Genomic DNA, 23,546 nt, shown 5'->3' with positions numbered 1-23,546 from the left:
ACAGGCCGCGTCAATACTCCGGACACGACGGAGAAACGGAGGCGTCATGACCGGTCTGCCGCACACGTCCGACAGTCCAACTCGCCCTTCGGACAGCCGAGTTGAGGAAACCTCCCGCATCCGGGCGCCCCGCAGAGGCGGGGTGGTCTGGCGCTGCTTCGGTGACGCCCGCTCCACCCTGATGGCACCCCAGCTGCTGCTCCTGCAGGTCTCGCACCCCGTCGTCGGAGCGGGCGTCGCGGACCACAGCAACTTCCGCGCCGAACCCTGGCCCCGCCTGATACGCACCCTGCTCTCGCTCACCACGGTCGTCTACGGCGGCCAGGAAGCCGCCACCGCCGAGGCCCGCCGCCTGATACGGGTGCACGCCGAGATGAAGGGCACCGACTCGTCGGGCCGCCGCTACCACGCCCTCAACCCCGAGGCGTACCACTGGGTGCACGCGACCCTCGTCAAGGGCCCCGTGGACGCACAGCGCCTGTTCGGCAAGGGCATGACGGCCGACGAACTGGAGGAGTACTACCGCGGCATGCGGGACGTGGGCCGCGTATGGGGTCTGAAGGACCATCACCTGCCCGCCGACTGGACGTCGTTCGTCGCCTACTACGACGACATGGTGGTCAACCGGCTGGAGCACAACCAGTCGGTCCAGGACGTCCTGGACGAACTCACCCGGCCCGCGAAGCCGTTCCGCCGGCTGCCCGGCCCGCTCTGGTCGCCGCTCGCCCGCGTCGCCGCGCACTACGCGCTGCTCGTCACCGTCGGCACCCTGCCCCCCGCACTCCGCGAGCGACTGCACCTGACCTGGACCCCGCGGCAGGAACGCGCCCTGCGGCGCTTCGCCCGGCTGGTGCGCTTGCTGATGGCGCTCGTACCACCGCCGCTCCGCATCACCGTCTCCCTGGCCATCGCCTACTGGGCCACTCACCGGCCGGGCACCGACCCGGCCGCGCGGCGCCCGCTCGGAGCGTGGTGACATGGACGCCAGGTCCGCGCGTGAGACCTCCGACAGCCGATCCGCGCATGAGACGTCCGGCACCCGGCCGGCACATGACGCTTCCGGAACCCGGCCCGAACCGGTCCCGCTCGCCCCGGGATCCATCCTCTGGGACATCGCCGGTGACGTCCGGCTGCTGCTCTCGCTCCCGGCCGCCCTGGTCCTCCAGGTCGCCCACCCGGCGGTCGGCGCCGGCGTCGACGACCACTCCGTGTTCCGCACCGACCCCTGGGGCCGGGCCCAGCGCTCCCTGGAGTCCCTGCAACTCTGGGTCTACGGCGGTGAGCAGGCGATCGAGGAGGGCCGCAGGCTCCGCAAGCTGCACCGGACCATCGCCGGCACCGACAACCGCGGCCGTGCCTACCACGCGCTGACCCCCGCCTACTACGCCTGGGTGCACGCCACCGCCTACCCGGTCTTCCTGCGGGCCGCGCGGTACCTGTCCCGCCCGCTCGACGAACAGGACGAGCGCCGTCTCTACGACGAGCTGCTCCAGCTCGGCGCCGTCCTCGGCATCAAGCAGCGCGACATGCCGGGCACTCCCGAGGAGTACTGGCCGTACTTCGACACGACGGTCCGCGAGGAGCTGGAGAAGACGGCCGTGGCGGCCGAACTCCTCGACCCGCGCCGTCCGATACCGCCCCCGGACGGCGCGGGCACGCTGCTGCGCGGACTCTGGCCGGCGCTCCGCCCGCCGCTGGCCCGGCTGCACGTCTTCGTCACGACCGGCCTGCTCCCGCCCGTCGTCCGTGAACACCTCGGCCTGACCTGGACGTCACGGGACGAGCGCAGACTGCGCCGCCTCGGCACCGTCGTACGCACCGTGGTCCCCCTGCTCCCCGAGCGCCTGCGCTACCTGTCCACGGCACGCGCGGCCCGCCGCGCCGCCCGACGGCCATGTCGCCCCCAGGAGCGGGCCGGCGAGCACTTGTCCGTGGTTCCGGCACCGGACTAGCTTGCCGGCGTGGACCTCTTCTCACGTTCGTGGACGGCGTTGCGCGCGGCGGTCGCCGGGCTCCCGGACGAGGCCTTCGCCCAGCCGTCGGGCTGCACCGGCTGGCTCGTACGGGACCTGGTGTGCCACCTGGTCATCGACGCACAGGACGTCCTGATCACCCTCGTCACCCCCGCCGACACGGAACCGACCCGCGACGCGGTGACCTACTGGGAGGTCGCCACGACGCCGCCGGCCGGTGACGACCCCCTCGACGCGCTGATCGTCCGGCTGGCCGCCGCGTACCAGGAGCCGTGGCTGCTCAGGTTCCACCTCGACGACGTCGGCTCCGCCGCCGGCCGCGCCGCCGGTCTCGCCGACCCGCGCCTCCGGGTCAGTACCCGCGACCAGGTCCTCACCGCGGAGGACTACCTCTCCGCGTACGTCCTGGAGTGGACGCTGCACCATCTCGACCTGGTGGCGCACCTCCCGGACGTGGCGGGCCCGCCCGCGGAGGGGCTCGCCCGGTCGCGCGAGATGCTGGAGAGGATCGCGGGGGCCGCCTTCCCGGCGTCGTTCCCCGACACGGACGCCTTGCTGGTCGGCACCGGACGGCGGGCCCCGACCACCGCGGAGAGGGCCGGCCTGGGCGAGGTCGCCGCCGCACTCCCGCTCGTCCTCGGATGACCGTGCGGGCGGCTGAAGCGGGCCGGGACCGGCTGGACGGCGGCGTACGGCGGCTCAGGCCGGCACCCGCACCTCGAAACCGCCGCGGCCGTCGAAGCACACCTTCCGCACCACGTCGAACCCGTCCGCGGGTGACGGCTCACGGAGCTGCTCGAGCGTGGCCAGGACACCGACGTCCGGGACGCGGTCGCGGCCCTCGCGGGCGGCATTGCGCCGCAGCGAGCCGGACACGTCGGGCGGGAACCAGTAGGCGGTCGCGGTGGCACCGTACGCGTGCGCCAGGTCCACCAACGGTGCCCACTCGCGCGGCGACGGGTTGGTGTTGTCCACCGCCACCGACCGGCCGGCGGCCAGGTGCTCCTCCACCAGCCGCATCTGCCGCCGCTGCTTGTTGCGGGCACCCCGGGGGAACAGGTCCTTGCTGACCAGTCCGTACCGGCCGGACAGACACTGTCCGTAGAAGGTCGACTTCCCGGACGCCTGAAGCCCGACGAGCACGGCCACGTCCACACCAGTTGCCATACCGGCCACGATGACACGCCATCAGCGGGCGGGCCGACGGGAGGGGCACCACATGGATGTCGTCGAGCGTGAGCTGACCGACCCCTGGCAAGGCGTGCTGGCCACCCCTGCCCACGGCAGTGACCTCGGCGTTCTGGTCCTGGCGGGTTCCAGCGGGCGCGTCGAACGGGAAAGGGCACGCCTCCTCGCCGGGCAGGGCATGACGGCCGTGTCCATCCGCTGGTTCGGCGGGCCGCGGCAGTCTCCGGGTGTCTGCGAGATCCCCCTGGAGACCTTCACCGCCGCCGTCGGCCTCCTCCGGGCGCACGGGGCCGCGCGCATCGGCGTCCTGGGCGTCTCCAAGGGAGCGGAGGCGGCTCTGCTGACGGCCGTGCACGATCCGCGCGTGGACGTCGTCGTCGCGCTGTCGCCCACGTCCCGGGTCTGGTGCAACGTCGGACCGGGCCGTGACGGGGTGCGGCACCCCTGGCGGTCGTCCTGGACCTGGCGCGGGCGGGCGCTGCCGTTCGTGCCGCTGGACGATTCCTGGACGCCCGCGGAGCCGGACGGCGGGCCGGTCGCCGTCCGGGGCTGGTACGAGCTCAGCGAGCGGACCTTCGCTCACCTGGTCCCCTCGGCGGAGATCCCCGTGGAGCGGGCGCGAGCCGATCTGGTGCTGGTCGCGGGCGGCGACGACGCGATGTGGCCGTCCCTCCCCTTCGCCCGGCAACTGGCACGGCGCCGGCGTTCAACGGGGTCCGCCGTGCGTCTGATCGCCCGCCCCGACGCCGGCCACCGCCCGAGGCTCCCCGGCGAGAGCCCCGCGCCGGCATCCCCGCGCTTCCGGTACGGGGGCACGCCCGAAGCCGACGCGCTCCTGGGGGCGGCCGCCTGGCCCCACCTCCTCGACGCACTCCGCGGCGGGGGCTGACCCTCCCGCAGGCCCCGGCACCGGGTCACTGCTGTCGGATCACCGCTGTTCGGAGACGCCCGGGCCGTACGTGACCCGGGCCGTGCGTCACCGGAGCACCTCGTCGCTCCGGCCGGTCGTGAGCACCTCGCGGAAGGGCGACGCGACGAGCAGAGCCGTGGCCACGAGGAGTCCGGCGGCCCAGAGCGGCCCGAGGTCCCCGGCCCCGGTGCCGAGGGTGGTCGCGGCGACGAGCGGTCCGACGGCGGCGCCGACGTTGAGTGCCACGGTCGCGTACGAGCCGGCCATGGTGGGAGCCCCTGCCGCCTCGTAGAGGACACGCGTGATCAGCGTGCTGCCCAGCGCGAACGACAGCGCTCCCTGCGCGAACACGAGAACGAGCAGCGCGGCCGGTTTCCCGGCCAGTACGGCCAGGGCCGGCCAGCCGAGGAGCAGCAGTGGACCGCCGGCGGCGACGACCAGGCCGGGGCGCCGGTCGGACAGCCGGCCGGCGAGGGTGACGCCGGCGAAGGAACCGGTGCCGAAGAGCACCAGGACGACGGGCACCCACAGCTCGCCCAGCCCGGCGGTGCCGGTCACGACGGGGGCGAGGAAGGTGAAGCTGCCGAAGGTGGCCGCGTTCACCAGCGCGCCGAGCAGCATGACGAGCATCAGCCGCCCCCTCCTGAGCTGCGCGAACTCCGCTCGCAGGGTCGGCCTGCCGGCCGCGTTCTCCGGTACCGGGCGCGCGGGGACCGCCTTCAGGATGCCGATGGCCGCGGGCAGACAGAGCACGGCGACGGCCCAGAAAGCGGCCCGCCACCCGAGCAGGGTGCCGAGGACCGATCCCCCGGGGACCCCGGCGATCGTGGCCACCGTCGTCCCCGACAGCAGCACGGCCAGCGCGCGTCCCTTCCTGTCGGGAGAGACCAGTGCGGCGGCGGTCGTCAGCGCCACGGCCAGGAACCCCGCGTTGGCGAGCGCCGCGACGATCCGGGTCGCGAAGAGGACCGTGAAGCTCCCGGTGACAGCGCCCAGCACGTGGGCCGCCGAGAACACGAGGACGAACCCGAGGAGACTCGTCCGTCCTGGCCGGTCACGGGCGAACCCGGCCGTCAGCGGGGCACCGACGATCATCCCGATCGCGTAGGCGGAGGTGAGCGCGCCTGCCGACCCGACGCTCACGCCGAGGTCCGAGGCGATGTCCGGCAGGAGGCCGGCGAGCATGAATTCCGAGGTGCCCATGGCGAAGACCGCCACGGCGAGCAGGTACAGCGGAAGAGGCATCAAGGAGCTCCGAGGTGAGGAGAAGCACGAGAAGGGACGTCTCGTCACCGCGGTCAGCGCCCGGAGGCACACCCGTCCGGCTCGTCCGGCCGCGGCACGCGGCGGGACGGAAGGAGTGCGGACTCAGTGATGCAGGGGGCTGACGGCGTGACCGGCAGCCCCCACCTCGGATGACTCAGGGCTCGACATGGCCCGCACGTTACCCGACCGGCGTCCGACGGGGCACACCGGTTTTCCACCACGGCGGTTCCCGCACCGCGGGTCGCCACGGCCTCATGGACCGGGCGTAGTCCCGGCACTTCCGGGCATTCGCACCACTGTGCGGCTGCCGATGTCCCGCCGTCCGTGTCCTCCGGACGCGGTCACGCGGCACGGCGGCCGCCGGTTCCGTCAGCCGGCAGAGGTGAGGTGTGTCATGGTCGTCGCAGGCATCGTGGCGGTGTGTGCCGTACTGCTCGTCCTGGCGTTACTGGTGCCGCGGCTGTCGCGTCATCCCGAGCGCGGTACGCAGCGCTCGCTCGGGGCCGCTTCGCGGGCGGCGGGCAAGGCTCCGGGACGGCTCGGCCACTGGCTGAGCAGGCCGTTCGGCAGCAGCTCCCGCGCGGTGGGCCGCAGTGGCTCCACGGGGCGCCGGGCCCGTGGCCGTATGCCGTTCTGAGCGATCGATCCGCACCCCGTTCCACCGGTCCGGAGAGGGACCCGCACATGGCCGAACCCGTACCCGCGCGCGAGGCGATCCCCGCGAACGCCGCGGGCACCCGCGACGACGCCGACCTGCTCGAGGGTCTGCTCGTCGACGAGGAGCGCCCCGAGCAGCCGATCCTGCTGGACGCCGAGGGCCGCCCCCTCGACAGCTGGCGCGAGAACTACCCGTACGACAGGAAGCTCGGCCGCAAGGAGTACGAGCGCCGGAAGAGGATCCTGCAGATCGAACTGCTCAAGCTGCAGAAGTGGGTGAAGGACACCGGGCAGCGCGTCGTCGTGGTGTGCGAGGGCCGCGACGCCGCGGGCAAGGGCGGCACGATCAAACGCTTCACCGAACGCCTCAACCCCCGCGGCGCGCGGGTCGTCGCCCTGGAGAAGCCGACGGAACGCGAGGCGGGCCAGTGGTACTTCCAGCGCTATGTGACGCATCTGCCCGCACCCGGCGAGATCGTGTTCTTCGACCGGTCCTGGTACAACCGGGCAGGAGTGGAGCGGGTCATGGGCTTCTGCACACCGGACGACTACCGGCACTTCTTCGCCCAGGCGCCGGTCTTCGAGAAGCTGCTGACCGACGACGGCATCATCCTCGTGAAGTTCTGGTTCTCGGTCTCCCGCGCCGAGCAGCGCACCCGTTTCGCCATCCGCCAGGTCGACCCGGTGCGGCGGTGGAAACTGTCCCCGACCGATCTGGCCTCGCTCGACCTGTGGGACGCCTACACCGAGGCCAAGGTCGACATGTTCCGGGCGACGGACACCTCGCACGCCCCGTGGACCGTGGTGAAGAACAACGACAAGCGCCGGGGCAGGCTGGAGGCCATGCGGCACCTGCTGCTGCGCTGCGACTACACGGCCAAGGACGAGGAGGCCGTCGGCACCGCCGACATCCGCGTCATCGGTGCCGCCAACACCCTCCTGGAGAGCGGCGAGGAGCCCACCGACCTGTCACCCACACCGCTGCTGCCGCAGGCCGACGGTCCCGGTGAACATCCCGGCCGGGACACGGAGCCGTGACCGGCGCGTGCGCGGGGCGCCCGTACCCCGGGGGCTGTCAGTGGCGCGGCTTAGCATCCGGGTCATGCGTGCGTTCTTCATGGTGGGCGGCCGGAAGCTGTCGTATCTGGACTTCGGTGGCCCGGGCACTCCGGTCCTGGCCCTGCACGGGCACTACAACGAAGCGTCGGCGTTCACGCCGTTGGCCGAGGCGCTGGCACCGCGGTGGCGGGTGATCGCGCTCGACCAGCGCGGGCACGGCGACTCCGACCGCGCCCCCGACTACGAGCGCGACGGCTATGTCGCCGACGTCGCCGCCTTCCACCGGCATCTGGGGCTCGGTCCGGTGCCGGTGCTGGGCCACTCGCTGGGCGGAGTGAACGCCTACCAGTACGCTGCCCGCCACGCGGACCGGGTCACCGCCCTGATCGTCGAGGACATCGGCGCGGTCGTGGACTCCGACTGGCGGTTCACCCGACGTCTGCCCCGCCGGGCGCCGTCGCGTCAGGCACTGCTCGACGCCCTCGGCTCGCTGGCCGGCTGTCTGGAGTGCTCCGTCCGCCGGTCGGAGGACGGCTGGGGGCTGTCGTTCGACATCGAGGACACGGTGGCGTCCCAGAAAGCCCTCAGCGGGGATCACTGGCCGGACTGGACGGCGGTGGCCTGCCCCACCCTGCTGATCCGCGGCACGCGCAGCGACGAACTGGCGGCCGGCCACGCCCGCGACATGATCGCCCGTCGCGCCGGCGCGGCCCGCCTGGTCGAACTCGCCGCCGGTCACGTCGTGCACCATGACGCCCCGGCCGGGTTCACCGCCGCCGTCACCGCTTTCCTGTCCGGATCCGGCTGAGCCCGGCAGGCCTCAGCCGGTACGGCGGACGAGGTGGCGCCTGCGTCAGAGGATGCCGAACAGTCCGAGTCCGAGCAGGCCACCGCGGCCCACGGTGGTGTCGGCGCCGGGCGCATCGGTCTTGTCGGCGGGGCCGTAGGTGTACGTGTAGCCGTGGCTGTCGACGCTATGGCTGATGGTGTGGTCGTCGTCATCGTGGTGGGGGCCGGCGGTCGCCGGGGCGGCGGTGGCGAGGAGCACGCCCGCGGCCAGGGCGGTGGTGCTCAGGAAGACACGCATACGCATCAGGGGACTCCCTTTTCCGTCTTCTCCGTCGTGGCGGGCCCGGGTCCCGGGCCCGCCTGTGCACATGGCAGTAACCGGGCGGGCACAGGCGCACGCGGAAAGTCCCCCGGGCGGACGCAGAACATCACTCGGGCGGGGGCCCGGCGGACCGCCGGAGGCGACCTGGGCGGTGGACGGGCGAAGCCCATGCGGGCGGAGGGGGGAAGGACGGGACTAGGGTGCTGCCATCGAAGGCGCGGACGGCGCGATCCGCTTTTCGGCGTCGGGACAGCGCAGTCGCGTCACGCCGCATTCCTCAGGGAGCGAACGAATGCCGTCCTACGAGGTGACCACCGCGAGCGCCGCGGAGATGCACCGGTTCAGGGAATGGGCCGACGAGGAGGGCTGGAACCCGGGCCGGTCGGACATCGTCCCCTTCCACACGGCGGACCCACGGGGCTTCTTCCTCGGGCGGCTCGACGGTGAGCCGGTCGTCTCCGTCTCAGGCGTGCGCTACGGCACCGACTTCGGATTCATCGGGTTCTACATCGCCCGCCCGGCGGTCCGTGGCCAGGGGTACGGCATCCGGATCTGGCGCACGGCGATGAGGCATCTCGACGGCCGGAACATCGGCCTCGACGGTGTGGTGCAGCAGCAGGAGAACTACCGCAGGTCCGGCTTCCGCCGGGTCTGGACCCATGTGCGCTACGCCGGTGTGCCCGCCGGCGCCGAGGCGTCGGCGGGCGTCCGGCTCGTGGACGGCCGTGACGTGCCCTTCGACCGGCTGGCGGAGTACGACCGGCGCTTCTTCCCCGCCGAGCGGGAGGCGTTCCTGTCCCAGTGGATCGGTCTTCCGTCGCACACGTCCCTGGCCGCCGTGCGCGACGGACGGCTGCAGGGGTTCGCGGTCATGCGCCCCGCCACGGTCGGCTCCCGGATCGGCCCGCTCCACGCCGCCTCGCAGGACATCGCCTCCGCCCTCGTCCACGGCCTGACCGGTGACACCCCGGACGAGCCGGTCGCGCTGGACGTGCCGGACATCAACACGCCGTCCGTCGAGCTGATGGAACGCCTCGGGCTGGAGCCCACGTTCGAGTGCGCCCGCATGTACACGGGACCGACCCCGGACGTCGACTCCGGCGGCATCTTCGCCGTGACGACGCTCGAACTCGGCTGATCCCGAGCCACCGGACCGCAGGGCCCGGCTCAGCCGCCCGCTCCCTCGGTCTCGTCGTCCAGGTCGAAGGTGTACCAGTCGATCCCGGTGAGCTGGTCGGGCACCTGGGCGGCGACCGCCTGCCCCACGGCCATGGCCAGTACAGGGGGAGGAGTGTCGGTGTCGAAGGTCAGCGTGACGCTGACACGGAGCTCTCCCATGATGTGTTTCCTCCCCCGGTCGCCCGGATCTCCCCGGACCCCCGCATCGGCGAAGTCCCCCGCGGCGGCAGGGGACCCGGTTCTCGCACCCGTCCCGTCCCATGATCGGGCTGTAGGGGCCGGACGTCCATCAGCGCGTCGCGCTCAGTGAGAACACACCGCCACCGAGGGGAGGGCGACGACACCCGGGTCACCGGTGTCGGGGGCCGGGTCTCCGAGGTCTCCGAGGTTCACGAGGTGTTCGAGGTCTCCGAGCCGGCGGGCGGCGCGGGAGCCGTGACCGGAGACGACGATGGCGCGGTCGGCGGTCGGCGGTCGGCGGTCGGCGGCCTGCGCGTGTTCTTGGCCGTCGAAGGTGCCGCATCTCCGCTGGTCATGGCCGGGGAACACATGACCGGGAGGACCGGCGCGCAGGCGTCCGTGAGGAGAACCGGGGGCAGTTCGAGGCCGAAGCGCATCTCGACGACCGCGTGAGCCCGCCGGTCTCCTTGTCCGCGTCTCAGGCCGTCCTACGGCCTCAAACCGTCTTACGGCCCCAGGCCGTCCTACGGCGCCGGACCGCCACGATCACGGCGCTCCCTGCGGCCAGGCACAGCACGGCGCCGGCGGCGATGACGCCGGAGAAGCCGCTGTCGCCGGTCCGGGCGAGTTGCTCCGAACCGCTCGAGCCGTCCGCGACGGTGACCGGAGGCGGCGACCAGGTGCCGTCGAGCACGGTCTGCCGGGGCCAGTACATGCGGAGCATGACGTTGAACCGTCCTGCGGGTGCGGGCAGCCAGTTGGACCGCTTGTCGGATGCCGGCGGGTCGTGCTGCACGTAGATGGTCACGGACTTGTCGCTGTTGGGCCGGGGCGCGACCGTGTGGCCGATGGCGTAGCGGTCGATGGGGTTGGGCACCAGGAAGCCCTGCTGGTCGTACATGGTGAGGGACCAGAAGGCGTTGGCCGGCGGGGTGCGGCCGGGCGGGAAGTGGATGGTGTAGCGGTGCGCGCCGTTCAGCTGCCGGCCCTGGCTGTCGTCGAGGACGAGGGGGTAGACGGCGTCCTGGGGCAGGTTGGCGCCCAGGCCCTGCCAGGCCGTGGCGGCCCGGCGCAGGTAGTCGGTGCCGTAGCGGCCGAGGTCGAGGGCGACCCGCCAGCCGTGCACGTCGTCGCCGAGGGCGGGGACCGCTTGCTGGATCATCCGCTGGCCCGCGGGAACGGCTTGCCGCAGGGCCCGGGCGGTGGCCGTGCCCTTGGCGTCGATGTCGAACGGCTTGCCCGGGCTGATGCCGAGCCGGTTCAGGGTGGCGACCATGGGGGCGTCCGCGGGACCGGGCGGGTTGGTCGCCATGGCGGAGGCGAGCCGGGAGAAGAACGCCGGGGCCTCCATCCCGGCGACGCGGTCCGGCGGCGAGGTGGCGGGCACCGCCGGGTCGACCCGGCCGACGGGCGGGGTGTGGGAGCGGCCGTACGCGCTGAGCGGTGTGAGGCTGTAACGGGCCGCCAGGTCGCGCACCGCGGGCAGGTCCGCGGGGCCGTCGAGCTGGGTGCGCCCGATGACCCAGGCCATGTCGGTGGGGGACTTGATCTGTTTCACCCCGGCGGGGAGGGCGCCGTGCCAGCCGGGCCCGGTGATCGCGAAGTCACCCGCCTTCGTGCCCGTGGTCCGCTTGCCCGGCGAGGCGATGACGTCCGTCCAGGCGCTGAGGATCGGCATCAGGTAGTAGCGGCCCTGGGTGTCGGGCACGTGCAGGACCACCGGCTCGGCCTTCAGGTCCAGCCAGGCCGAGCTGTAGAGGGTGTCCACGTTGGGTGAGACCACTGTCTTGAACGCGGGGCCGGGGACGTTGTTCTGCGTGACGAACTGGTTCACCGGCGCCTGGCCGGTGGCGGGGCTCGGGTGGGGGACATTGGTGGAGAGCTGCTGGGTGGCCTGCATCAGGACCAGGGGGTAGCCGTAGACGTAGGCGTTCACCGCGTCGGCGGCGAGAGAGGCGTCGCCACCGTCGGACGGCGACTGCGAGGTGGCGCCGGCGGGACCGGTGCCGGTCCACAGCAGCAGGGCCGCCGCCGCGACGGCGGTCGCGCTCCGCAGCCGTGCGCGGGAGAAGACGGCGCGTTCACGCGCGAGGGCGGGTGGGGCGGTTCGTGTGACGCTCACGAGGTCTTCCTCCTCTGACGGGAGGCACGGGCACCGGAGCGGGAGTCTCCAGTGAAGGCGGAGCGGCCGCCCCGCGGGGGGTCGGCCGCTCACTGAACCTCAGGCCGCATTGAACACCGGGCCCGGGCCCCCTCCCGCGTGCCGTCCCGCCGTAAAGCTCGTACGGCAGGTGGTCGACGAACGCCGGACGTCGCGGCCCGGGGGCCGTCACGCGGCCGCAGCCGCCCCTCCCGACCAGCCGTTCCGTGCCGCTCGCCCCGCGACGCGGAGACGGCGATACACGACGGTACGGCGTTCGGCCACCCCCGGCCGCTCCGGCCTCACGAGGCGGCCCGGTGCGGACGCCGCCCCTCCGCTGCCGCCTGTCCCACCGGAACTACGGCCGCGACCCCACCACGCGTCCACACGCGCCCACCTGCGAGCGCGCAGCCCTGCGCGGCGACCCGCACCACTCACACCCGGAACAGCGAACCGATGAACTCCGTCAGCAGACGCTCCTTCAGCCGGGGCGGCAGCACGTCCAGCAGCACCAGCACGGGTGCCATCCGCGCCGGCCGGACCGCCTCTCCGCCCGGCCCCGCGAACGCCAGGACGCCCGCGACCTCCTCGGGGGTGAGGGTGTCGGGGTCGAGCGCGGCGGCGAGTTCGGCCGGCGCGGGATCCACCCAGGGCCACGGCCGCGTACCCGACGGCGATGTGGGTGTGAGCGACGGTACGTCACCGCCGGCGGACGTACGCGGTGACTCAGCGGGACAGCCCCAGCTCGCCCGCCCGCAGCCCGGCCTGGAAGCGGGAGCCGGCCTCGAGCGTGGCCATCAGTTCGGCCACGCGCCGTCGGTAGGTGCGCAGCGAGACGCCCAGCCGTCTGGCCGCCGACTCGTCGGTGAGTCCCGAAGCGAGGGCGTCGAGGATCCGGCGGCCGTCGGCGTCGAGGTGAGGAACGTCGCCGCGCAGATAGGCGTCGAGGTCGGCGGAGCCGTCCCAGAGCGCCCGGAACAGCGAGTGGACGCCGTCGACCAGGGTCTGCGACGTCGTCACGGTGTACTCACGGCCGGTGGGGGTCTCCCGGCCGGCGAGGATCATCACCCGCCGGTCGATGAGGATGGTCTCGTGCGGCAGCGGCGCGTGGCTGATGCGGACGAGAGCCCCCTTGCTCCGCACCTGCCGCAGGTGCGCGCGGGCCTGCTCGTCGGCGAGTGCGACCGGGCTGAGCAGCTTGCGCACCGTGAAGTCCGGGGAGGCCGTGGCACGCAGCCGGTTCCGGACCGCTGCGCCGGCCTCCGGCCGGCCCCAGGTCCGGAGGTCCCGGGCGGCGCACAGGAACTCGGTGTACGCGGACTCGAAGAGATGGCCGGCACGCGCGATCAACTCCGCGTCCCCCTGCACTGAGAACACCTGTTCATTCCGCACCCCGCCAGTCTGGCAGCAACTGGCCGGCCTGGCAGTGACTGGCCGGCCTGGCAGCAAGCTGCCACGACCTCGCCGGGCGTCGCGGCGGCGGACACCATGAGCGCCATGACCGACATCATCACCGGCAGGACCTTGTCCACCGGCAAGACGTTCTCCCTCGGCGGGGAACTGACCGTCAACCGGCTCGGTTTCGGCGCGATGCGCCTGGCGGCGGGCACCTTCGACGGTCCGGCGCGAACCCCGCGGGACGGCATCGCGGTGCTCCGGCGCGCCGTGGAACTCGGTGTGAACCACATCGACACGGCCGGTTTCTACGGCAGGGGAGCGGTGTGGGCCAACGAGCTGATCCGTACGGCACTGGCCCCCTACCGTGACGACCTGGTGATCGCGACGAAGGTCGGGCCGCTGCCCGGGCCGGACGGTGTGCCGAGCGGGCAGGCGACGCCCGACCGGCTGCGCGGCCTGGTCGAGGCGGATCTGCGCTCCCTCGGCCTGGACCGGCTCGACCTGGTCTATCTGCGGGTGGGCGGGACGACCGGGCCGGGCGGCGAAACGATCGCCGAACGGTTCGAAGTACTGGCCGGACTGCGGGAGGAGGGACTGATCCGGCACCTGGGCGTCAGCAATGTCGACGCCGCCCAGTTCGCCGAGGCCCGGGCGATCGCACCCGTCACGGCGGTGCAGAACCAGCACACCGCCGACAGGCAACTGCTCGCGGAATGCGAGGCGTCGGGCAGCGCGTACGTGCCGTACTTCCCGCTCGGTGGCGGCATCGGCGGCGACCCGCTGCGCGCCGAACGGCTCGGCAAGGTCGCGGCGCGCCTGGGCGCCACCACGGCACAGGTCGCGATCGCCGCGCTGCTGGCGACGTCACCGTCGGTGCTGGCGATCCCGGGCACCGGCTCCCTCGACCACCTGGAGGAGAACCTCGCGGCGGACCGTCTCCGTCTCGGCGACCAGGACCTGTCCGACCTGCGAGGCTGACGGGCCGGCTCCGGAGGCCGTCCCGCGTCCCTGTGCCGCGCAGATCCGTACAACTCGCGCGCGAGGACAGCTCTGGGCAGTCCGGCGGGCGGGCGTCAGGAGCTCGTCAGGACGACGAGTTGCCGGGTCGCCCGGGTCATCGCGACATAGCGGTCGACCGCTCCTTCGACGCCCTGGCCGAACTTCTCCGGGTCGACGAGGACGACCAGGTCGAACTCGAGCCCCTTCGACAGCTCCGGGGTCAGCGACCGGACACGCGACGTGGCCCGGAACGTGGGGTCGCCGATGACGCAGGCGATCCCCTCGTCATGCGCGGCGAGCCAGCTGTCGAGGACCGAGTCCAGCTCCGAGACGGATCCGTGGACGACGGGAACGCCGCTGCTGCGGATGGAGGCCGGCACGTTGGCGTCCGGGAGCACGGCCCGGATGACCGGCTCGGCCTCCGCCATGACCTCTTCCGGCGTCCGGTAGTTGATGTTCAGGGACGCCACTTCGATCCGGTCGAGCCCGATCCGCTCCAGCCGCTCCCGCCACGACTCCGAGAACCCGTGCCGGGCCTGGGCGCGGTCCCCGACGACGGTGAAGCTCCGGGACGGGCACCGCAGCAGCAGCATCTGCCATTCCGCGTCGGTCAGTTCCTGTGCCTCGTCGACGACGATGTGCGCGAACGGACCGGCGAGCAGGTCCGGTTCGGCGGTGGGCAGCGCACTCTCGTCGACCAGGCTGACCTCGGCGTCCTGGCCGCGCAACATGCTCACCAGGCCCTCGCCGTCGTCACCGTCGGCGCCCGAGTCGGCGGCGGCCGCGATCAGATTGTCGACGACCTGCGCCATCCGCTCCCGCTGGGCGGCGAGGGCGGCCTCGTTCCGGCGCTGGCGCCGGGCCTCCTCCGGGTCGCCGAGCCGCTGCCGTGCCGCGTCCAGCAGCGGCAGGTCGGACACCGTCCAGGCCTGGGGATCAGGGCGCTGGAGCTTGCTGACGTCGGCACGGCTCAGCCACGGAGCGCACATCCGCAGATAGGCGGGAACCGACCACAGGTCACCGACGAGATCGGCCGCCTCGAGCAGCGGCCACGCCCGGTCGAGGGTCCCGACGAGCTCCTTGTCCTGCTGCAGCGCCCTGCGGAACTGCGCGGGCGGAAGGTCGTCACTGCCGTACCTGTCCCTCAGGATGGAGACCAGCCTGTCCCAGATCTGGCCGCGCGCCTCGTTGTGCGGGGTGCCTGGTTCCGGGGCTTCGAACGCCTCGGCCCAGTCGTCGGCGGTCAGCGGGATGTCGGTCCAGTCGACGGTGACCGTCATGGCCTCGGTGGGCGGCTCCTCGTAGAACCGGACGGCCGGTTCGATCGCCTTCACCATGTCCGCGGACGACTTCAGCAGGGCCACCTCGGGGTCGGCCTCGACCGTGGCCGCGGCCCCCTCGGCGACGAGATCGCGCAGGATGCAGGTCTGCACGCCCTCCTCGCCCAGGCTGGGCAGGACATCGGAGACGTAGGCCAGATAGGGCCGGTGCGGGCCGACGAACAGCACGCCGCCCCGACGGTGACCGAGGCGGGGGTCGGAGTAGAGGAGGTGGGCGGTACGGTGCAGGGCGACGACCGTCTTGCCGGTGCCCGGACCGCCGTCGACGACGAGGGCGCCGCGGGATCCCGCCCGGATGACGGCGTCCTGGTCGGCCTGGATGGTGGCGAGCACGTCCCGCATCCGGTCCGACCGGTTGGCGCCCAGACTGGCGATGAAGGCGGACTGGTCGTCGAGCGCGGCGTGCCCTTCGAGTCCGTCGGCGGTGAAGACCTCGTCCCAGTAGTCACTGATCCGGCCGTGGGTCCAGCGGTACCTGCGGCGGCTCGCCAGGCCCATCGGGTTGGCGTGGGTCGCCGCGAAGAACGGCTCGGCCGCGGGGGAACGCCAGTCGAGCAGCAGCCGCCGGCCCGCGCTGTCCGTCAGACCGAGCCGTCCCACGTACAAGGGCTCGGGATCGTCCGTGCCGACCATGTGCCCGAGGCACAGATCCAGCCCGAAGCGGCGCAGTGTGCGCAGGCGAGCGGTCAGCCGGTGGATCTCCGCGTCCCGGTCCATCGCCTGCCGGCCCATGCCACCGGGTGCCCTGCGCTCGGCGTCGAGGCGGTCGGACAGCTCGGCGATCGACTGCTCGAGACATTCCGCGATCGCCGCGAAGTGCCGCTCGTCGCGGGAGATCAGCGCCGCATCGGCCTTGGGGGAGAGGGAGTCGGGGAGGTCGAACGCGCTGGTGGTCGGGGTTTTCATGTCATCAGCTCCGATCTGGGGCCGCTTGCGGCCATGGCGCGCGGCAAAGCGTGGGGACAGGCGTGGGGACAGGCGTGGGGACAGGCGTGAGGAACGTGCCGGGCGAGCGTGGCGAACCCGGTGGACAGGCGCGCCGGACCCGGTGGACAGGCGCGCGAAAGCGGTGCACAGGCGTGCCGAAAGCGGTGGACAGGCGTCCGGAACCCGTGGCCATGACGAGTGACGCTCCGCCCGGCCCGGGACCTGCGGCCGTCGTCGTCGGCTCAGGTGGCAGAAGTCGGCAGGTCTGTCCGGTCGTTCCGGTCCCTGGCCCGGGGGTCCCGCGTGGTGCGCGCGGGGACGGGCGGCTGCAGCCGGCTGGCCGCGTTCCGGCTGGTCGCGTTCCGGTTGATTGCGTCGAGCAGCAGCTCCGCGGCCACCCTCGCCCCGTCGGAGCGGACCATGCCGGCCACGGCGGTCGCCCGTGCGCGGGTCCCGCCGCCCAGGGCCGTCCCGAGCGCGGCCGACAGGGACTCGAAGGTCGGGGTCGGACCGTCGTGCGCCGCGCCGATGCCCAGGTCGGCCACCCGGCCGGCCCAGTACGGCTGGTCCGCCGCCTGGGGCACCACCACCTGGGGCGCGCCGGCCCGGGCGGCCGTCGTCGTGGTGCCCGCGCCACCGTGGTGCACGACGGCGGCCACCCGGCCGAACAGTGCCTGGTGGTTCACCTCGCCCACGGTGAAGCAGTCGTCCCGGTCGTCGGCCGGGGCCAGACCGGCCCAGCCGCGGGCCACGACCACGCGACGGCCCTGCGCCCGGACCGCGTCGACGGCCACCCGGGCGACATCCGCCGACCCGCGCACGGGCATGCTGCCGAAGCCCACGTACACCGGTGGTGCGCCGGCGTCCAGGAAGGCCACCAGCTCGGCCGGGAGCGGCCGTTCGTCCGGCAGGGTCCACACGCCTGTCTGTACGACGTCGAGGTCCACCGGCTCCCGCCACGGGTCCAGGACCGGATCCGTCGCCAGCCACGGCCGGTCGCCGATGACGTAGTCGCGGACGCCGTCCACCGGTGGCAGGCCGAACGACGCCCGGTTGGTGTTGAGCGCCTCACCGAACAGCGCGTCGATGCTCTGGGCGTCCAGGTCCCACAGCACCCGGTTGTCGGTCACCTCCGGCGGGAACGGCCGGCCCGGATACGCCAGCGGCGGGCGCTGCGGCGACGGCAGGGTGAGCTGCTGGAAGGTCACGGACACCGAGGGGATGCCCAGTTTCTCGGCCACCGACAGCGCGCCGGCCGCGGCCGGCATCATGCCGGTCGCCACCAACGCGTCGCATCCCTCGGCCGCCGCGGTGACCGCGGCGAACTGGGCGGCGATCACCTGGGCCGCGCGCCGGGGCAGATCGGCCGGCGTCGGGGGCTTCGCCGCGGTCGTCAGCGCGCGCGCCGACGGGCCGACCGGCACCATCGGTACGCCGGCACCGGCCAGCCGCTGTGCGAAGTCCTCGTCCGGCGGCGCGCACACCCGCACCTCCGCGCCGAGCCCCCGCAACCGCACCGCGAGTGCCACCAGCGGTTCCACGTCTCCGCGCGACCCGTACGTCGACAACACCACACGCACGTCGTACCCCGTTCTCCGGCTGTTTTCGGCTTAGGCCGGCGATTCTGCGGCACGATGGGGGCCTTGCCGCAAGCCCCCTGGTGCGCTATAAGTTGAGAGTGGCAAGGAGACGACCTCCTTGCCTTTCTCTTTGGGCGCTGGCTTTCGGCCCGCCTTTCGAGCCTCCCTTTCGCGCCCGCCTTTCGTTCCTGACTTTCGTGTCTGACTTTCGTTCCTGCCTCGGCGACGTACGGACGGCTGTCGCGGTCATCGCGTCGATCGGCGGGCCTGTTGTACTGCGCGGTGGACCGCCCAGACGTCGGCGACCGGCCCGATGTGTCCGAGCTTGTCGGGGTTGATCACCGAGCGGATCGTCTGGATCTTCCCGTCGAGCACATCGAGCACCAGGGAGTGGAGCACCTTGCCGTCCCGGTCGCGGAAGATCGCCCCCGGCTGGCCGTTGACCTCGTGCCGCTCGAACGTCACGTCGACCCGGGCCATCAAGGGGAGGAGGGAGCCGAGCAGCCGGGCCACGTTCGCGGCGCCGATGACGGCCCTGGCCAGCTGCGGCGCCCTGCCGCCGCCGTCGCCGGCGAACGACACGTCCGCGGCGAGCAGTTCCCGCAGGCCGGTGACGTCGCCTTCGCGAAGGGCGTCGAAGAACCGCGTCGCCAGTTCCTGCCGTTCCTGCCGGTCCGCCGCGAAGCGCGGTCGCCCGGCCTCCATGTGCCGCCGCGCCCGCACCAGCAACTGCCGGCACGCCGCCTCCGACCTCCCCACCGCGGCGGCGACCTCGTCGAACCCGAAGCCGAAGACCTCCCGCAACACGAACACCGCCCGCTCCAGCGGACTGAGCCGTTCCAGCAGCAGCAGCGCCGCCATCGACACCGAGTCGGCCAGCTCCACCGCCCGCGCCGGATCCTGGTAGGGATCGTTCAGCAGCGGCTCGGGAAACCAGGGGCCCATGTACTCCTCCCGTCGCACCCGCGCGGAGCGCAGCACATCGATCGAGATACGCGTCACCGTGGCCGACAGGAAGGCCTTGGCCGACGCGGGCCGGGTCGCCGAGCCGTCGAAGCGCAGCCACGTCTCCTGCACCGCGTCCTCGGCCTCGCCCACGCTGCCCAGAATGCGGTAGGCGATCGAGAACAGCAGCGGCCGCAACTCCTCGAACTCCTCGGCCTTCTCGGTCTTGCTCACGCAGACACCCCTCCCCCTGAAGCCCGCCCGTCCGGCCGTACTCGCCGGCGCAGGCAGTCGCTCCTGACCACCCGGACCATCGGCAGGCCACAGGAGTGCTGCCGAGTCCGGGGCCCGGTGGGCCGGAGCCGGCCCCCGGGCCGATTGCCTGTGCACGTACTCACGTGCCTGTGCCTCAGCACGTGCCTGTGCTCGTGCCTGTGCTCGTCCCCGTGCGTCCGACGATCAGTGGAACTGCCCGGGCTCGTAGTCGCCGGCCGGCTGCTGGGCGATGATGTTCAGCCGGTTGGCCGTGTTCATGAAGGCGATCAGGAGCACCAGAGCGGCGAGCTGCTCCTGATCGTAGTGCTGGGCGGCGTGCGCCCACACTTCGTCGCCGACACCGCCGGCCGCATCCGCGACCCGGGTCCCCGCCTCCGCCAGCTCCAGCGCCGCACGCTCGGCCTCGGTGAAGACCGTGGCCTCCCGCCATGCGGCGACCAGGTGCAGCCGCACCGCGGTCTCCCCGGCAGCGGCGGCGTCCTTGGTGTGCATGTCGATGCAGACGGCGCAGCCGTTGATCTGGCTCACACGCAGTGCGACCAGCTCCTGCGTGGCGGCCGGCAGCGGTGACTCCTTGAGCGTCCTGCCCGCCGCCATGAGGTGCTTGAGGGCCTTGCCGGCGGTCGGGTCGGCGAAGTAGTTCAGTCGCGCGTCCATGTGTGCTCCTCGGTGGTGATGGGTGCCTTCATCTCCTGAGACGAGGTAGCCCGATCCCCTGTGACATGGGCGAATGTGACGTGAGTCTCTCCTTGAGGGCTCGCCGGGGCAGGGCCTGCCGAACTCCGCGACGGGGGCGGGGCGGGCTCGGGCAGGGTGCGGAAGAGCAGCCAGCCGAGCACGGGCAGCAGCACGAGCGGTGTCAGGGCGGTGCGCAGGGAGGTCGCGTCGGCGAGGCCGCCGATGAGCGGGCTGACCAGGCCGCCGATGCTGACGGTCAGCCCGAGCGTGATGCCGCTGGCGGTGCCGACGCGGGAGGGCAGGTAGTCCTGCCCGAGGGTGACCTGCAGGGAGAACGGGACGTACAGGCCGGCCGAGGTCACTGCGACGAACAGGTACAGCGCGGGGCCCGGTACGAGGAGAAGGCCCGCCACGGAACCGGCGGTGAGCAGATACGACCAGCGCGAGACGGTGACCCGGTCCCAGCGGTCGGCCAGGGCCCCGCCCAGTACGGAGCCCGCCGCGCCGCCGAGGTAGAGCACGAACAGGGCAGCGGTGCCCGCCGCCGTGCTGCCGCCCATGCGCTCGGTGACGTAGAGGGAGACGAAGGTGCTCAGACCGACGAAGACGACCGACCGGCACACCACGGCCAGCGACAGTCTCATGAACGAGGCCCGGTCGTCCCCGGCCGCGCTCACCGCGCCCGTCGCGGCGGACGTGCGCCGCTCCGCCGCGCGCAGGACGGGCAGACACAGGACGGCGCCGACGAGCGCCGGCAGGACCAGGATCGGCGTCAGGCGCAGACCACCGGTGCCGACGACCGCGGCGACCATGAGCGGGGCCAGGGCGAAGCCGAGATTGCCGCCCAGGGAGAACCAGCCCATCGCGCGGTGACTGCCCCGGGAGGCGATTCGGGCCACCCGGGCGGACTCGGGATGGTAGGCGGCCACGCCCACCCCGGACACCGCCACGGACGCGAGGGTCAGTGCGTAGGAGCCGCCGAGCCCGCTCAGCGCGACACCCAGACCGCCCAGCAGCGTGCTGACCGGCAGCAGCCAGGGCATCGCCCGGCGGTCGGTCAGCACACCGAACACCGGCTGCGCTACCGACGACAACAGGGAGGCGGCCAGCACGATGCCCGAGACGGCGGCGTAACCGTAGGCGCGCTCGGTGACGAAGAACGGCACCAGGGACGCCACAGCGCCCTGGTATACGTCGACGCAGGCGTGCCCGACGGACAGCAGGGTGATCGATGAGAACCTTCGCTTCCTTCGCACCCCGTCAGGATGAGTGCCTGACGCCGTGGCACGCTTCCGTTAACCTGCCAGGCGATGACGGAAATCCGCCACGAGCCGATCGCCCCCACCCGAACCCAGCGCCTCGCCCCGGGCGCCGCGATCGACGCCCACCGGCACGACGACCACCAGATCGTCTACGCGGGCCGCGGAGTGGTCGCGGTCACCACCGGCGCGGGCTCCTGGGTCGCCCCGGCCACCCGCGCCCTCTGGGTACCCGCCGGGACCGTCCACGCCCACCAGGCTCACGGCGAACTCCGGCTGCACCTGGTCGGGCTGCCCGCCACCGAGAACCCACTGGGGCTCGACTCCCCGACCGTCCTCGCGGTGGAACCGCTGCTGCGCGAACTGATCGTCGCCTACACCCGGACCTCGGCGGAGACCCTGATGGACGACAGCCCTCCACGGGTTCGTCTGCGCGCCGTGCTGATCGACCGGTTGCGGGCCGCACCCCAGGAGCCGCTGCACCTGCCCACCCCGGCCGATCCCCTGCTGCGGGCGCTGTGCGACATCCTCCGAGCGGACCCGTCCGACCGCCGCACCCTCGCCGAACTGGGCCGTACCGTCGGGGCGAGCGACCGTACGCTGTCCCGGCGGTTCCGCGGCGACCTCGGCATGACGTTCCCCCAGTGGCGCACTCAGCTGCGGCTCCACCACGCACTGGTCCTGCTGGCCGAGAACACGCCGGTCACCACGGTCGCGCACCGATGCGGCTGGTCGTCCGCCAGTGCCTTCATCGATGTCTTCCGCCGCACTTTCGGCCATACGCCGGGCACCCACCCCAAAAGCTGACAGCCGCCGACGGCAGCGTGTCGCAGACCGCCGCTGCCGGGCCGGGAGCCTCGTGGGCTCCCGGCCCCTTGCCGTTCAGGACCCGTCGGTCACGTCGCGTCGGCCGCGTCGGCCGCGTCGGTCGAGTCGGTCGCGTGGGTCATGGCGAACCAGTCGAAGGCGACGGTGCCCTCGGTCACGTACATGCCGATGACCCGGCCGGTGAAGCCGGTGGTGACTTCGCTGGTCAGATAGCGTCCGTCGAGTTCGGCGAGGACCACGTGCCGCCCGTCGGACTCGTAGCCCAGGGAGATGGTGTCGGGTGCCCCGGGCTCGGTTCCGGTCGGGTCGTCACCGGGGCCGGGCGCCTCGGTGAGTGACGGCGGAAGGATGTCGGACGTCCTGAAGTCGACGCGGAGCACCGGTTCTCCGGGGAGCGGTCCCCGTCCCACCACCTGCCGGAGAGGTCCGATGCGGGCGATCACGCGGAGCTCGCCGGAATCCGGGTCGGCCTCCACTTCGTAGTGGTGCGCCTCGTCCATGCGCACCACGAGACCGCCCTGCCCACCGGTGGCGTCGACGCGGGCGCGGACGGTGCAGTCGGGATGGCGTTGGCGCCGTCCGACGAACACGGTTCCCGGCCGGTCGAGTGTGGTCCCGCGCGCGTGGAGGGTCAGCCAGCCCGGCCGCTCGTCCAGACGGACCGCTTCCTCGTCCCGCTCGCGCACGGACACCCAGTGGGCGGCGAGACGGTCGCCGTCGAAGTGGTCCGTGGCCGGCTCGGGCGGCGGCGCTTCCGTGGACGTCAGCGCGGGAGCCGGTCCCTGTTCCTGGAGCGGGCCGACCACAGGCCAGTCGTCCTCCCAGCGGACGGGAGCGAGGAAGACCTCGCGCCCCAGCCCGTGGAAGTACGGGGTGCGGCCGCGCGGCCGCACGCCCAGCAGGACCATCCACCACGTTCCGTCGTGCGCCTGGACCAGGTCACCGTGGCCGGTGTTCTGGAAGGGGTGGTCGTGGCCGCTGTGGGTCAGGAGGGGGTTGGAGGGGCAGGGTTCGAAGGGGCCCTGCGGCGAGGTACCGCGGGCGACGGATATGGCGTGGCTCCGTTCGGTGCCGCCTTCGGCGATGAGCAGGTACCAGTACCGCCCGATGTGGTGGAGGTGCGGGCCTTCGGGGGCACGCAGACCGGTGCCGGACCAGACGGACACCGGCTCGCCGAACACGGTGCCGGTGTCCGGATCGATGCGTACGGTGCTGACGCCCGCGCGGGTGTACCAGCAGTCGCCGTTGTCGTCCCAGGCGAGGTCGGGGTCGATGCCGGGCAGGTCGACCAGGACCGGCTTGGACCACGGGCCGGCGGGGTCCTCGCTGGTGACGATGATGTTGCCGGCGCCGCCCACGACGGTGGTGGCCAGATAGAAGCGTCCGTCGTGGTGGCGCAGGGTCGGGGCGTACACGCCTCCGGACGAGGGCATGTCGGGGGGAAGGCGCAGCTGATCGGGCCGGTCCAGGGCGTTGCCGATCAGCTCCCAGTGCACCAGATCCCGGCTGTGCCAGATCGGTACGCCCGGGAAGTACTCGAAGCTCGATGCCGCCAGGTAGTAGTCCTCGCCCACGCGGCAGATGCTCGGGTCCGGCATGAATCCGGGAATCACCGGGTTGCGGAGCACGGCCTCGGTCATACGTCCTCTCCCA

At 72.7% G+C, this 23,546-nt stretch carries 23 protein-coding genes and 1 pseudogene; 10 read left to right on the top strand and 14 right to left on the bottom strand.

Annotation, left to right across the window (positions count from 1 at the left end):
• The first annotated feature begins 55 nt into the window (after positions 1 to 55).
• From IE242_RS07935 to IE242_RS07925, 3 genes are read left to right on the top strand one after another with little or no spacing between them, the layout of a single operon-like run.
• Positions 56 to 976: an oxygenase MpaB family protein gene (locus IE242_RS07935; protein WP_268249439.1), complete on the top strand. Its 921-nt coding sequence runs from the start codon at positions 56 to 58 to the stop codon at positions 974 to 976.
• A gap of 1 nt (position 977) precedes the next feature.
• On the top strand, positions 978 to 1,952 hold the full coding sequence (locus tag IE242_RS07930; RefSeq protein WP_189856787.1) for an oxygenase MpaB family protein: 975 nt from the start codon (positions 978 to 980) through the stop codon (positions 1,950 to 1,952).
• Positions 1,953 to 1,961: 9 nt separating this feature from the next.
• On the top strand, positions 1,962 to 2,618 hold the full coding sequence (locus IE242_RS07925) for a maleylpyruvate isomerase N-terminal domain-containing protein (RefSeq protein WP_189856785.1): 657 nt from the start codon (positions 1,962 to 1,964) through the stop codon (positions 2,616 to 2,618).
• 54 nt (positions 2,619 to 2,672) lie between these two features.
• On the opposite strand, the gene IE242_RS07920 is transcribed toward IE242_RS07925, so the two are convergent.
• Positions 2,673 to 3,140, bottom strand: coding sequence for an ATP-binding protein (locus IE242_RS07920; protein ID WP_189856783.1), 468 nt, complete (start codon positions 3,138 to 3,140; stop codon positions 2,673 to 2,675).
• A gap of 52 nt (positions 3,141 to 3,192) precedes the next feature.
• On the opposite strand from IE242_RS07920, the gene IE242_RS07915 reads away from it, so the two are divergent.
• Complete coding sequence (locus IE242_RS07915; protein WP_189856781.1) at positions 3,193 to 4,050, top strand: acyl-CoA thioester hydrolase/BAAT C-terminal domain-containing protein; 858 nt, start codon at positions 3,193 to 3,195, stop codon at positions 4,048 to 4,050.
• Positions 4,051 to 4,137: 87 nt separating this feature from the next.
• Here the strand turns inward: IE242_RS07915 and IE242_RS07910 are convergent, their stop codons facing one another.
• On the bottom strand, positions 4,138 to 5,316 hold the full coding sequence (locus IE242_RS07910; protein WP_189856779.1) for a Cmx/CmrA family chloramphenicol efflux MFS transporter: 1,179 nt from the start codon (positions 5,314 to 5,316) through the stop codon (positions 4,138 to 4,140).
• 415 nt (positions 5,317 to 5,731) lie between these two features.
• Here IE242_RS07910 and IE242_RS07905 point away from each other — a divergent pair, with 415 nt between their 5' ends.
• The 3 genes from IE242_RS07905 to IE242_RS07895 all read left to right on the top strand — a co-directional run bounded on the left by IE242_RS07905 (position 5,732) and on the right by IE242_RS07895 (position 7,861).
• Complete coding sequence (locus IE242_RS07905) at positions 5,732 to 5,974, top strand: DUF6411 family protein (protein WP_189856777.1); 243 nt, start codon at positions 5,732 to 5,734, stop codon at positions 5,972 to 5,974.
• Between the two features lie 47 nt (positions 5,975 to 6,021).
• Positions 6,022 to 7,032 carry a polyphosphate kinase 2 gene (gene ppk2, locus IE242_RS07900; RefSeq protein WP_189856775.1) on the top strand — a complete coding sequence of 337 codons (1,011 nt, stop codon included), beginning with the start codon at positions 6,022 to 6,024 and terminating at the stop codon, positions 7,030 to 7,032.
• A 64-nt stretch (positions 7,033 to 7,096) separates the two neighbouring features.
• Positions 7,097 to 7,861, top strand: a complete 765-nt coding sequence (locus IE242_RS07895; RefSeq protein ID WP_189856774.1) for an alpha/beta fold hydrolase — start codon at positions 7,097 to 7,099, stop codon at positions 7,859 to 7,861.
• A gap of 45 nt (positions 7,862 to 7,906) precedes the next feature.
• Here IE242_RS07895 and IE242_RS07890 read toward each other — a convergent pair whose 3' ends face one another.
• On the bottom strand, positions 7,907 to 8,146 hold the full coding sequence (locus IE242_RS07890) for a hypothetical protein (protein ID WP_189856772.1): 240 nt from the start codon (positions 8,144 to 8,146) through the stop codon (positions 7,907 to 7,909).
• 310 nt (positions 8,147 to 8,456) lie between these two features.
• On the opposite strand from IE242_RS07890, the gene IE242_RS07885 reads away from it, so the two are divergent.
• The gene (locus tag IE242_RS07885; RefSeq protein ID WP_189856770.1) at positions 8,457 to 9,302 is read left to right on the top strand and encodes a GNAT family N-acetyltransferase; all 846 of its coding nucleotides are present in this window, start codon (positions 8,457 to 8,459) and stop codon (positions 9,300 to 9,302) included.
• 29 nt (positions 9,303 to 9,331) lie between these two features.
• On the opposite strand, the gene IE242_RS07880 is transcribed toward IE242_RS07885, so the two are convergent.
• From IE242_RS07880 to IE242_RS07860, 5 genes and pseudogenes are all read right to left on the bottom strand, one after another.
• The gene (locus tag IE242_RS07880) at positions 9,332 to 9,502 is read right to left on the bottom strand and encodes a hypothetical protein (protein ID WP_189856768.1); all 171 of its coding nucleotides are present in this window, start codon (positions 9,500 to 9,502) and stop codon (positions 9,332 to 9,334) included.
• 144 nt (positions 9,503 to 9,646) lie between these two features.
• Entirely contained in the window at positions 9,647 to 9,892 is a 246-nt protein-coding gene (locus IE242_RS07875) for a hypothetical protein (RefSeq protein ID WP_189856766.1), read from the bottom strand.
• Between the two features lie 127 nt (positions 9,893 to 10,019).
• On the bottom strand, positions 10,020 to 11,645 hold the full coding sequence (locus tag IE242_RS07870) for a DUF1254 domain-containing protein (RefSeq protein ID WP_229858439.1): 1,626 nt from the start codon (positions 11,643 to 11,645) through the stop codon (positions 10,020 to 10,022).
• Between the two features lie 452 nt (positions 11,646 to 12,097).
• Positions 12,098 to 12,310, bottom strand: a pseudogene (locus IE242_RS07865) (aspartate aminotransferase family protein); the annotation flags it as partial.
• Positions 12,311 to 12,389: 79 nt separating this feature from the next.
• A complete protein-coding gene (locus tag IE242_RS07860; RefSeq protein ID WP_189856764.1) occupies positions 12,390 to 13,055 on the bottom strand; it encodes a helix-turn-helix domain-containing protein in 666 nt (221 codons plus the stop codon).
• A gap of 105 nt (positions 13,056 to 13,160) precedes the next feature.
• Here IE242_RS07860 and IE242_RS07855 point away from each other — a divergent pair, with 105 nt between their 5' ends.
• Complete coding sequence (locus IE242_RS07855; protein ID WP_189856762.1) at positions 13,161 to 14,039, top strand: oxidoreductase; 879 nt, start codon at positions 13,161 to 13,163, stop codon at positions 14,037 to 14,039.
• A gap of 95 nt (positions 14,040 to 14,134) precedes the next feature.
• On the opposite strand, the gene helR is transcribed toward IE242_RS07855, so the two are convergent.
• The 5 genes from helR to IE242_RS07830 all read right to left on the bottom strand — a co-directional run bounded on the left by helR (position 14,135) and on the right by IE242_RS07830 (position 21,062).
• On the bottom strand, positions 14,135 to 16,306 hold the full coding sequence (helR, locus tag IE242_RS07850) for an RNA polymerase recycling motor ATPase HelR (RefSeq protein WP_189856759.1): 2,172 nt from the start codon (positions 16,304 to 16,306) through the stop codon (positions 14,135 to 14,137).
• Positions 16,307 to 16,569: 263 nt separating this feature from the next.
• On the bottom strand, positions 16,570 to 17,907 hold the full coding sequence (locus IE242_RS07845) for a glycosyltransferase (protein ID WP_189856757.1): 1,338 nt from the start codon (positions 17,905 to 17,907) through the stop codon (positions 16,570 to 16,572).
• Positions 17,908 to 18,153: 246 nt separating this feature from the next.
• On the bottom strand, positions 18,154 to 19,086 hold the full coding sequence (locus IE242_RS07840; RefSeq protein WP_189856755.1) for an RNA polymerase sigma-70 factor: 933 nt from the start codon (positions 19,084 to 19,086) through the stop codon (positions 18,154 to 18,156).
• A gap of 225 nt (positions 19,087 to 19,311) precedes the next feature.
• Positions 19,312 to 19,785, bottom strand: coding sequence for a carboxymuconolactone decarboxylase family protein (locus IE242_RS07835; protein ID WP_189856753.1), 474 nt, complete (start codon positions 19,783 to 19,785; stop codon positions 19,312 to 19,314).
• Positions 19,770 to 21,062: an MFS transporter gene (locus IE242_RS07830; RefSeq protein ID WP_189856751.1), complete on the bottom strand. Its 1,293-nt coding sequence runs from the start codon at positions 21,060 to 21,062 to the stop codon at positions 19,770 to 19,772. The genes IE242_RS07835 and IE242_RS07830 overlap by 16 nt, the downstream gene beginning before the upstream one ends.
• A gap of 54 nt (positions 21,063 to 21,116) precedes the next feature.
• Here IE242_RS07830 and IE242_RS07825 point away from each other — a divergent pair, with 54 nt between their 5' ends.
• A complete protein-coding gene (locus tag IE242_RS07825) occupies positions 21,117 to 21,872 on the top strand; it encodes an AraC family transcriptional regulator (RefSeq protein ID WP_189856749.1) in 756 nt (251 codons plus the stop codon).
• A gap of 89 nt (positions 21,873 to 21,961) precedes the next feature.
• On the opposite strand, the gene IE242_RS07820 is transcribed toward IE242_RS07825, so the two are convergent.
• The gene (locus tag IE242_RS07820; RefSeq protein ID WP_189856747.1) at positions 21,962 to 23,533 is read right to left on the bottom strand and encodes a glycoside hydrolase family 43 protein; all 1,572 of its coding nucleotides are present in this window, start codon (positions 23,531 to 23,533) and stop codon (positions 21,962 to 21,964) included.
• Positions 23,534 to 23,546: the final 13 nt, after the last annotated feature.

Source organism: Streptomyces poonensis (assembly GCF_014650915.1).
GTDB classification, from domain to species: Bacteria; Actinomycetota; Actinomycetes; order Streptomycetales; family Streptomycetaceae; genus Streptomyces; species Streptomyces poonensis.
This window is presented reverse-complemented; position numbering and strand designations above follow the sequence as displayed.

Excerpts from the sequence above, each read along its gene's own strand:
- IE242_RS07930 (WP_189856787.1), top strand. The coding sequence starts at position 978 with ATGGACGCCAGGTCCGCGCGTGAGACCTCCGACAGCCGATCCGCGCAT.
- IE242_RS07920 (WP_189856783.1), bottom strand. The coding sequence starts at position 3,140 with ATGGCAACTGGTGTGGACGTGGCCGTGCTCGTCGGGCTTCAGGCGTCC.
- IE242_RS07915 (WP_189856781.1), top strand. The coding sequence starts at position 3,193 with ATGGATGTCGTCGAGCGTGAGCTGACCGACCCCTGGCAAGGCGTGCTG.
- IE242_RS07910 (WP_189856779.1), bottom strand. The coding sequence starts at position 5,316 with ATGCCTCTTCCGCTGTACCTGCTCGCCGTGGCGGTCTTCGCCATGGGC.
- IE242_RS07905 (WP_189856777.1), top strand. The coding sequence starts at position 5,732 with ATGGTCGTCGCAGGCATCGTGGCGGTGTGTGCCGTACTGCTCGTCCTG.
- ppk2 (WP_189856775.1), top strand. The coding sequence starts at position 6,022 with ATGGCCGAACCCGTACCCGCGCGCGAGGCGATCCCCGCGAACGCCGCG.
- IE242_RS07895 (WP_189856774.1), top strand. The coding sequence starts at position 7,097 with ATGCGTGCGTTCTTCATGGTGGGCGGCCGGAAGCTGTCGTATCTGGAC.
- IE242_RS07890 (WP_189856772.1), bottom strand. The coding sequence starts at position 8,146 with ATGCGTATGCGTGTCTTCCTGAGCACCACCGCCCTGGCCGCGGGCGTG.
- IE242_RS07885 (WP_189856770.1), top strand. The coding sequence starts at position 8,457 with ATGCCGTCCTACGAGGTGACCACCGCGAGCGCCGCGGAGATGCACCGG.
- IE242_RS07880 (WP_189856768.1), bottom strand. The coding sequence starts at position 9,502 with ATGGGAGAGCTCCGTGTCAGCGTCACGCTGACCTTCGACACCGACACT.
- IE242_RS07855 (WP_189856762.1), top strand. The coding sequence starts at position 13,161 with ATGACCGACATCATCACCGGCAGGACCTTGTCCACCGGCAAGACGTTC.
- helR (WP_189856759.1), bottom strand. The coding sequence starts at position 16,306 with ATGAAAACCCCGACCACCAGCGCGTTCGACCTCCCCGACTCCCTCTCC.
- IE242_RS07835 (WP_189856753.1), bottom strand. The coding sequence starts at position 19,785 with ATGGACGCGCGACTGAACTACTTCGCCGACCCGACCGCCGGCAAGGCC.
- IE242_RS07825 (WP_189856749.1), top strand. The coding sequence starts at position 21,117 with ATGACGGAAATCCGCCACGAGCCGATCGCCCCCACCCGAACCCAGCGC.
- IE242_RS07820 (WP_189856747.1), bottom strand. The coding sequence starts at position 23,533 with ATGACCGAGGCCGTGCTCCGCAACCCGGTGATTCCCGGATTCATGCCG.